Raw genomic sequence first — 8,798 nt, 5'->3', positions numbered from 1 at the left:
GGCTTGGCTCGCCGGGCCTGGCGCCGGAGCAGGTTGTTGCACCGGCCGGCCGTCGATCAACGTGATCTTCTGCCAGATTTTCCGCGACAGGTTGGATGCCAGGTTCTCGATGTCGTTGACGCCGTCGATGACCACGTCGTCATTGACCGACTGCGCGAAGAGCGCTGCGATCTTGCCGGTGATCGACAGCATTTCGGAGCAATAGTCGAGGTAACGCGCCAGGTCGGCGGCATTGGTGATACGGGCCGGCGAGTGCGCCGTCGGCTTGAAATCGGCCGAAAGGGCTGCCGGATCCTTGGTCAGCTGGTGCATGTCGATGACATGGATCAGCGAACGCAGGCCGTGCAGCTGGCGAAACACCCTTTTGCGCTTGATGCGCTCCTCGGTGCGGATCAGAGCAAGCAAGCCCAACACAGCCAGTATGACGGTGTTGATCGAAGCCTCTATGCCTTGCACCGACTGCAGGGCATCGTGGGTTCCCGAAATGCGGTCGATCGGCAAGATGGTACCGACGAACAGGAACACCAGCACACCCGTGACGAAGGCGGCGACGATGAGCCCGCGCAGCCACCAGATCGGTGCTTCGAGCACCTTGGCCGCCTTGGCCAGATCGCGCGACAGCGAGACCAGTTCGGCGGCGACGCCACGCAATCCCGCTTCAGGGAAACGGTCGGCGATCCGCTCTTCCAGCCGCTCGGCGGTTTCGACGATCAGTTTCGGATCAAGCGTGCGGTAGCGCATGTCCGATCGGCCCTCAGGATTGTTCCGGCTCGTTGGTGCGCCGGCCATAGCGGTTGGGTCCAGGCTGCCCTGGAAACAGGCACAACACAAGGAAGGCGACGATCGAGACCACCGGCACGAACAGGATCAGCGCGGCAATGCCCGGCTTGTCCAAATCGTGCAGCCGCTTCACCGCCAGGGCGATGTTCGACCACAGCGAGGCGATGAAGGCGACGAAGAAGATGAACGACCACATGTTGCTCTCGGCCGAACCTTCCGGCACCAGCGTGAAGCGGTAGAGCGGGAAGGCCTGGATGATGGCGACGAGCAACCCGCCAAGAAAATAGGCCGCGCGACTGACGCGGCCCGAGGTTTTGAAGAAAAGCCAGGTGAGATCTGATCTGTCAGGCAAGCGGGTCCGGTCCATATTGATTGGCGCCTCTGGCGCCTTCGAGAATGCCGCATTCCACCAGAAACCAGATCGGGCCGATGAGCGGCACCAGCATGATTAGGCTCCACCAGCCCGACTTGCCGCGATCATGCCAGCGCTTGGCGTAGACTGCGAGCGCGAAATAGATCGAGACCAGAGCGATGAGAATGCCGATGATGCCGATCTGGGCGCCACTGGCGGTGGTGAGACGTGTACCGAGGATCGCATCGAGAATGAAGGCAACGATACCAATGACGATGAAAACGCCAATCGCGGCCCAGAACTTGCCACGGTTGATGCGACCATCAAAACTTGTGAGCAGATACTTCCAGTCCATGTCACCCCTCCATCTTGAACCAGCGCGACCGATTGTCGCGCCGGCGGAAGGTGCGCTCGCTTTGCGCAAAGATCAATCGCGCAGCAATTCGTTGATCGAGGTTTTGGAGCGGGTCTTGGCGTCGACACGCTTGACGATGACGGCGCAGTAAAGGTTGGGACCCGGCTCGCCGTTCGGAAAGGGCTTGCCCGGCATCGTTCCGGCGACGACGACGGAATTGGGCGGCACTTCGCCATAGAAGATCTCGCCGGTGGCGCGGTCGACGATCTTGGTCGACTGGCCGATGAAGACGCCCATGCCGAGCACCGAGCCTTCGCGCACGATGCAGCCCTCGACCACCTCCGAACGCGCGCCGATAAAACAATTGTCCTCGATGATGGTCGGGCCGGCCTGCATCGGCTCCAGCACGCCGCCGATGCCGACGCCGCCGGACAGATGCACGTTCTTACCGATCTGGGCGCAGGAGCCGACCGAGGCCCAGGTGTCGACCATGGTGCCGCTGTCGACATACGCGCCGACATTGACGAAGGACGGCATCAGCACGGCGCCCGGTGCGACATAGGCCGAACGGCGCACGACCGACGACGGCACGGCTCGGAAGCCCGCCTTTTCGAAATCGACGGCACTCCAGCCGTCGAACTTCGACGGCACCTTGTCCCACCACACCGCCTCGCCGGGTCCCCCCTTGATGATCTCCATCGGGTTGAGCCGGAACGACAACAGCACGGCCTTCTTCAGCCACTGGTTGACATGCCACTTGCCGTCGGCCTGCCGCTCGGCGACGCGGACGGCGCCGCGGTCGAGCAGATCGAGCGCCGACTGGATGGCGTCGCGCGTTTCGCCGCGCGTTGCCGTCGAAATCGCGTCGCGTTCCTCGAAGGCCTTCTCGATGGTCTTTTCGAGGCTCGCCAGATCGGGCTTCGACATGAATTCGCTCCATTACCAAGCTGTTAAGGGGCAACGCCTTAACCTGTTTTGAAAGTCGCGCGGACCCCTTGGCAGGCTTTGCCTGCCTGGATCTTCGCATGTAGCAGGTTCTTGTCACAAAACCGCAGGACACTTTTGCGGAACCTGCTTATGTGAAGCCTTGGTGAGGGTCAATCGCGGCTGCGTCATGGGGCGGCGCAAGTGAAGAATTTGGACGGGTAGAGCATATGACACCTATGGAAAAGGCGGGCTGGACGCCACTGCCGCATTCGGACGAGGATCTGGAGCGGTCGAAGAGTGTGCCGGATACGCCGCAGACGCGTGCCGAAACCTACCGGCTCGCCTGGAACGATCCCGACTTCATGACGCGGCGCGAGTTGCGCGCGGTCCGGCTGCAGCTTGAACTCCTGAAACCGGAAATGATCCTGGCCGAACGCGGCATCCGTTCGACGGTGATCCTGTTCGGCGGCGCGCGCCTGCCGGAACCCGGCGGCGAGGCCTGGGCGGCCAAGAACGAGACGCAGAAGAAGAACCTCGAGGAAAACAGCAAATACTATGAGGAGGCGCGAAAATTCGCCCGCCTCTGCTCGCAGCAGTCGGCTACCTCCTATTACCGCGAATATGTCGTGGTGACCGGTGGCGGGCCCGGCGTGATGGAAGCGGGAAACCGCGGCGCCGACGATGTCGGCGCGCCGTCGATCGGCCTCAACATCGTCCTGCCGCACGAGCAGGCGCCGAACATCTATGTGACGCCGGAGCTCTGCTTCAACTTCCATTATTTTGCTATCCGCAAGATGCATTTCGTCATGCGCGCCAAGGCGGTCGCGGTGTTTCCGGGCGGCTTCGGCACGATGGATGAATTCTTCGAGACGCTGACCCTGATCCAGACAGGGCGCATGGAGCGCGTGCCGGTGATCCTGTTCGGCAAATCCTTCTGGAAGCGGGCGATCAATCTCGATTTTCTCGCCGAGCAGGGCACGATCAGCCCCGGCGATCAGGACATCATCGACTTCGTCGACACCGCCGACGAAGCCTGGGGGATCATCAGCCGGTTCTACAAGTTAGGGGAGTAGGGGAGTGGGGAATTGAAGAACTGGGGAACTGGGGGAATTGATCCGTAGAGACCGTCCTTCATTCTTCAATTCTTCAATTCCCCTCTTCCTTCCCCCTCCACAATCGCCGTCAGAAACCCCGCCAGGTCGTCGGTGACGAAATCGACGTCGTCCTCGTTGGTCGGGTCGCGCTCCCAGATCTCGGCAAAGGTCGGCTCGAAATTGCGCGGCACGATAAGCACCGTGGTCATGCCGAGCGACTTCGGCACCGACAGGTTGCGGGCAAGGTCTTCGAACATCACCGCATTGTGGCCGGTGACGGCGTGGAGTTCAGCGAACTTCTCGTAGGTCTGGCGCGCCGGCTTGGGATTGAGCCCGGCGGCGACGATGTCGAAGATGTCGTCGAAATGGTCGAGGATGCCGAGTTGGCGCGCGGTGCGCTCGGCGTGCCTGCGGTCGCCATTGGTGAAGATGAACTTGCGGCCCGGAAGCTGGCGGATGGCGGTGCCGAGAACGGGGTCTGGCACCAGCCATGAATAGTCGATGTCGTGGACCTTCTCGAGGAAATCATCGGGGTCGATGCCATGACGTGTCATCAGGCCGTTCAGCGTCGTGCCATATTCGCGGTAGAGTTCCTTCTGCAACTTGCGCGCATCGTCGCGCGGCAATGCCAGCAGCTCGCCGACATAGGCGGTCATCTTGACGTCGATCTGCGAGAACAGATTCGAATGATGCGGATAGAGCGTGTTGTCGAGATCGAAGACCCAGTCGGTGACATGGGCGAAGCGGGCGGGGTCAGGGAGCGTGGTCATGGGCTCCTTATGGCATGAAACGCGCATTCCGGAAGCGACTTTATCCACAACTTCTGCTCGTTGAGGTTGCGTAAATCGCCTCACGATTCAAATTTTAGGCATCTGGGAAAGGTGGCCTTTAGGGCTTGCTGGCAGAGAGGCAGTCTTGTGGGAGCAAGCGATGAACAGCATAATTCTGAGATCCGCCGCCGTTGCTTTCGCCTCAGTCGCGGCCTCTCTCCTGCTGACCCTGATCATCGTTCCGGCCATGGGATTTCCGGTCAACCGCACGATCTGGCTGACCTCCACGCTCTGTCCGCTGGTGCTGGCGTGGGCTGCCAGCGCAAGCACTTTCTGGCAAAGCGACAGGCTGAAAAACGCGCATCGCGATCTCGCCCGAGCCCATGCCCAGCTCGCCGCCGCGCATCGCCGCCTGGCGGAAAAGGCGAGCCGCGACGACATGACCGGCATGCTCAACCGGGAAAGCTTCTTTGCCGCGCTCGACGGTTCGCGCCGCAAGTCCGATCGCGGCGCGCTGCTGATCATCGATGCCGATCACTTCAAGACCATCAACGACAATTTCGGCCATCTGACAGGTGATGACGCGCTGCTTTTGATCGCCAGCGCGATCCAGCGCGGCGTGCGCAGCGGCGATGTGCTCGGCCGCATCGGCGGCGAGGAGTTCGGCGCCTTCCTGATCGGCGCGACCGAGCAGGAGGCCAAGCGCGTCGCCGAGCGAATTCGCCGCGAAGTGGAGCTGATCCGCTTCCGGCCCGTCGACGAGCGGACCATTCCGCTCACGGTCAGCATCGGCGGCACTGTCTGCGGCGAGGAAGCCAGTGTGTCGGAGCTGATGCGCGCCGCCGACCGGCGCCTCTACCAGGCCAAGCACCAGGGCCGTAACCTGACGATCATCGACACCGGCATTTCCGAGGCGGCGTGATCCGATCTGCCGCAACCGGCCTGTTAAGAAAATTCTAACCCTGTTTGCACTCGGTTGTACCGCTTAGCCGGGTTTTCACTGCTTTGCGGCCAGACTTGGCACGATACTGGCTTCCACGGTGATGCATGTGTCGTTCCGGGAATTGCCGTTCTGGGAACGCCATGCAGTGCCGAAGCCCAGCCGAGAGACCAGCCATGAGTTTCATCATCAAGAAAATGTCACGCCGCGCGCTCGTGCAGGCGTTGATCGCATTGCCTGCCCTGTCTTTGTTCCGCAAGCTGCCTGATGCCGATGCAGCCGATCCAGAGCCCAACCCGAACGAGATCGTCGAGGTCAATGGCTGGATTCTGAGGCGGAGCGACCTGGCATGATCTTCGACAGCTACGAGGCGTATCGCGCCGCGAACTTCACCCCAAAAGTGTGCATCCTAGGCTCCGGTCCGGCCGGCACGACCATTGCCCGCAAGCTTGGCGCGGCCGGCATTCCGGTGGTGGTGATGGAGGCCGGTCCGCGCGAATTCAGCGACGAGTCGCAGGACTTTTACCGTGGCAGCACGGTCGGCGATTTCTATTTCGATCTCGACATAACCCGGCTGCGGTTGATGGGCGGCAGTTCCAACCACTGGGCCGGCTGGTGCCGCGTGCTCGACAAGCAGGATTTCGAGCCGAAGGCCTGGGTACCCGATACGGGCTGGCCGATCCGCCGCACCGACATCGAACCCTATCTGCCGGAAGTGCGCGACATTCTCGACCTTCCGGCCCTCCGGCCAGATGTGCCGATCTCGGACGACATTCGCTGGGTGCAGCTGATCAAGAGCCCGGCCGTGCGCTTCGCCGAGAAGTTCGGCGATGAACTCGACAAGGCCAAGAACATCGCGGTGGTGCTCAACACTTGTGCCACCGAGCTTACCGGCGACGGCAAACGCGTGACGGGCGCCAGACTGTGGTCGAACGGGCAGAATGCCGGCTCCTTCAGCGCCGACTATTTCATCGTCTGCACCGGTGGGCTGGAGAATTCGCGGCTGCTTCTGTGGTCCAACCAGCGCTCGAACGGCGGCGTCGTGCCGAATGCGACGGCGCTTGGCCGCTACTGGATGGAGCATCCGACCTTCGAGGGCGGCAATGCCATCCTGGCCGACTATAACGCGTTCGAGGTCGACGCCGTCAATGAGGCCTTCTTCTCGCCGACACTTGCCGCCACGGAGCGGCTGCAGATCATGAATTTCGGCATCCGGCTGATCGAGACGCCGTATCCCGGCGTCAAGAGCCTTATCGCCGACCTCGCCTGCACGGCACCCGACATGGCCGAGTGGATGTCCTCCAAGCTCAGTCAGAGACTGCGCTGCGCCGCGCAGCTCTACGTCGCCTGGGAACAGGCGCCGCTGGCCTCCAACCAGATCGAGTTGTCGAAGACCAATGTCGACCATGCCGGCGTGCCACGCATCGAATTGCACTGGAAGAAATCCGAACTGGAACATCGCACCCTGCTCGAAGGGCTCAGACTGTTCGGCAAGACGCTGATCGAGAAGAATCTCGGCCGCGTGCGCATTGCCGACTGGATCAGCAACGGCCAGGACTATCCGACCAATGACGAGACGGCGGGCCATCACCATATGGGCGGCACGCGCATGGGCACCGACGTCACCAAAAGTGTGGTCGACGCCAACTGCAAGGTGCACGGCATGGACAATCTCTATGTCGGCGGCTCCTCGGTGTTCTGCACGTCAGGCCAATGCAACCCGACGACGACGATCACCGCGCTGGCCTGCCGGCTGGGCGACCATCTGAGCAAGGTGGTCACCGCCTGACGGCTGCAGGGCAACTGCTGCCTAGAGCGTCGCCGGGTCGAGCGCCGGCTGGTCCTTGCGTCGGGCGACGATCGCCGCGAAATCGGCGGTCTGGAAGGCATCGCGCAAGGCGTCGAAGGACGGCAGCACGAAATAGGCGCGCTGGAACTTGTCGATCTCGTAGCCGGTGCGCATCACCGTTTCCAGGTCGAAGGGCACGTGGTGGGCGTCCTTGCCTTCGACCGCGAACTGCAGCTCGGTAAACGACGACATCAGGCCGGCGCCAAAGGCCTTTAGCGGCTGGCCGGCCTCCTGCATCAAGCCGTATTCGGCCGTGTACCAGTAGAGCCTGGAAATCATCTCGTCGCCGCCCAGCGCGATGATGTCGCCGGCCTTCTCGCCATACATCTGCATGAAGTCGGCGAACACCGGTTGCGACAGCGCCGGCACGTGGCCGAAGAAATCATGGAACATGTCGGGCTCGACAATGTAGTCGAGCTCCTGCCTGGTCCGCAGCCAGTTGGTGACCGGGAAGCGGCGATCGGCGAGATGATCGAAAAACGGGGCCGCGGGAATGAGACCGGGCACCGCGACGATCTCCCAGCCGGTCAATTTGCGCAGCTTGGCGCTGACCTCGTCGAAATCGGGAATACGGTCGAGCAGGCCAAGTTTTTCGACGCCGTCGAGATAGGAATGGTGGGCGAGCCTGCGCGTCAATTTGGTCTGGCGGTCGCACAGCGTGCGCCACACCGCCTGCTCTTCTTCGCTGTAATCGTAGCCCTGGGACACGGTGAAATCGGCGCGGCAGACCGAATAGTCGCCGCGCAATCCTTGCGCCGCGCAGTCGCGGGCATATTCGGCAACGCTCATCGTCGTCATGGTTTTTCTCCTCGCAAATCATCAATGGCTGACGTGCCGAAAAGGCTACCCCGATCTGCCGAGGCAAATCGGTTTTGATGATGGCTCGAACGGAATATTTGGGATAACATCCACTCACAAAACCCTCTATCGGAGTGAAAGTGCCTCAATTCGACGATTTCGAGATCAAGATGCTCGATGTCCTGCAGCGCGACGGGCGCAAGCCGGTTTCCGAACTGGCGCAAGAGATCGGCCTGTCGACGACGCCGTGCGCGCGGCGCTTCGAGGCGCTGCAGGAGGCCGGCATCATCAAGGGATTTGCCGCGGTGATCAGCCGCCGCGCGGTCGGCCTGATGGTCGAGGTGTTCATCCAGGTGCGCCTGGTCAGCCACAGCGACGGCTCGCCCGAAAGCTTCATCGCCGCCGTGCAGCGCATGGACGAGGTGTCCTCGTGCTGGACGATGACTGGCGACCATGACTTTCTGCTGCATGTCATGGTGCCGTCGGTCGACGAACTCAACGCCTTCGTTATGCACCGGCTGATGCGGCTCGACGGCGTGCGCGACGTCCACACGCAGTTGGTGCTGCAGAACATCAAGGGGCCGGGCCATGTGCCGCTCGGGCATCTCAGGCGATGACAATGCCTCTCTTCGCACTCCTTGGGGAAAAGCTGCACGCAAACTGCTGAAACGGGCCAATCGCGTGTCCACATCGCCGGCCAGCTTGCGCGGACCAACTGCCCAAGAGGTCCGCCATGAAAATCGTCCTGATCAATCCGCCGCACACCGCCATCGGCAGCCGCGTGCCCGACGATCATTTGCCGCCGCTCGGCCTGCTGGCGATCGGCGGACCGCTGATCGATGCCGGCCATCAGGTGCGGCTCGTCGACGCCGAGTTTGGGCCGATGCCGCTCGATGACGTCGTACGCAACGCACTGGAGGACCACCCCGACTT

General features: G+C 62.1%; 11 protein-coding genes and 1 pseudogene. 6 read left to right on the top strand and 6 right to left on the bottom strand.

Annotation, left to right across the window (positions count from 1 at the left end):
• The 4 genes from EN906_RS13685 to dapD all read right to left on the bottom strand — a co-directional run.
• Positions 1-741: hypothetical protein (locus EN906_RS13685; protein ID WP_127375215.1), on the bottom strand; the 741-nt coding region annotated here is incomplete at its 3' end.
• Positions 742-754: 13 nt separating this feature from the next.
• Entirely contained in the window at positions 755-1,132 is a 378-nt protein-coding gene (locus EN906_RS13680; RefSeq protein WP_023810766.1) for a DUF805 domain-containing protein, read from the bottom strand.
• Entirely contained in the window at positions 1,125-1,487 is a 363-nt protein-coding gene (locus EN906_RS13675) for a DUF805 domain-containing protein (protein WP_127269740.1), read from the bottom strand. Before EN906_RS13675 ends, EN906_RS13680 begins: the two co-directional genes overlap by 8 nt.
• A gap of 72 nt (positions 1,488-1,559) precedes the next feature.
• A complete protein-coding gene (dapD, locus tag EN906_RS13670; RefSeq protein ID WP_127269742.1) occupies positions 1,560-2,414 on the bottom strand; it encodes a 2,3,4,5-tetrahydropyridine-2,6-dicarboxylate N-succinyltransferase in 855 nt (284 codons plus the stop codon).
• 227 nt (positions 2,415-2,641) lie between these two features.
• Between dapD and EN906_RS13665 the strand changes: the two genes are divergently transcribed.
• Positions 2,642-3,487: an LOG family protein gene (locus tag EN906_RS13665; protein ID WP_023810769.1), complete on the top strand. Its 846-nt coding sequence runs from the start codon at positions 2,642-2,644 to the stop codon at positions 3,485-3,487.
• 65 nt (positions 3,488-3,552) lie between these two features.
• Here EN906_RS13665 and EN906_RS13660 read toward each other — a convergent pair whose 3' ends face one another.
• Positions 3,553-4,278: a pyrimidine 5'-nucleotidase gene (locus EN906_RS13660; RefSeq protein WP_127272323.1), complete on the bottom strand. Its 726-nt coding sequence runs from the start codon at positions 4,276-4,278 to the stop codon at positions 3,553-3,555.
• Between the two features lie 160 nt (positions 4,279-4,438).
• Here EN906_RS13660 and EN906_RS13655 point away from each other — a divergent pair, with 160 nt between their 5' ends.
• The 3 genes from EN906_RS13655 (at position 4,439) to EN906_RS13645 (ending at position 7,007) form a co-directional block, all read left to right on the top strand.
• Positions 4,439-5,200, top strand: a complete 762-nt coding sequence (locus EN906_RS13655; protein WP_127269432.1) for a GGDEF domain-containing protein — start codon at positions 4,439-4,441, stop codon at positions 5,198-5,200.
• 194 nt (positions 5,201-5,394) lie between these two features.
• Complete coding sequence (locus EN906_RS13650; protein ID WP_127269433.1) at positions 5,395-5,571, top strand: hypothetical protein; 177 nt, start codon at positions 5,395-5,397, stop codon at positions 5,569-5,571.
• Positions 5,568-7,007 carry a GMC family oxidoreductase gene (locus tag EN906_RS13645; RefSeq protein WP_127269434.1) on the top strand — a complete coding sequence of 480 codons (1,440 nt, stop codon included), beginning with the start codon at positions 5,568-5,570 and terminating at the stop codon, positions 7,005-7,007. The genes EN906_RS13650 and EN906_RS13645 overlap by 4 nt, the downstream gene beginning before the upstream one ends.
• A gap of 21 nt (positions 7,008-7,028) precedes the next feature.
• Here the strand turns inward: EN906_RS13645 and phhA are convergent, their stop codons facing one another.
• Positions 7,029-7,865: a phenylalanine 4-monooxygenase gene (phhA, locus tag EN906_RS13640; RefSeq protein ID WP_127272324.1), complete on the bottom strand. Its 837-nt coding sequence runs from the start codon at positions 7,863-7,865 to the stop codon at positions 7,029-7,031.
• Positions 7,866-8,005: 140 nt separating this feature from the next.
• Here phhA and EN906_RS13635 point away from each other — a divergent pair, with 140 nt between their 5' ends.
• Both EN906_RS13635 and EN906_RS13630 read left to right on the top strand, forming a co-directional pair.
• Positions 8,006-8,482, top strand: coding sequence for an Lrp/AsnC family transcriptional regulator (locus tag EN906_RS13635; protein WP_027040109.1), 477 nt, complete (start codon positions 8,006-8,008; stop codon positions 8,480-8,482).
• A 116-nt stretch (positions 8,483-8,598) separates the two neighbouring features.
• Positions 8,599-8,798 (top strand): annotated as a pseudogene (locus EN906_RS13630) (magnesium-protoporphyrin IX monomethyl ester cyclase); the annotation flags it as partial.

The sequence above is a fragment of the Mesorhizobium sp. M7A.F.Ca.CA.004.06.1.1 genome (assembly GCF_003999135.1).
Taxonomy (GTDB): Bacteria; Pseudomonadota; Alphaproteobacteria; order Rhizobiales; family Rhizobiaceae; genus Mesorhizobium.
Note: the sequence above shows the minus strand (reverse complement) of the source record. Positions and strands in the feature narration are given on the sequence as shown.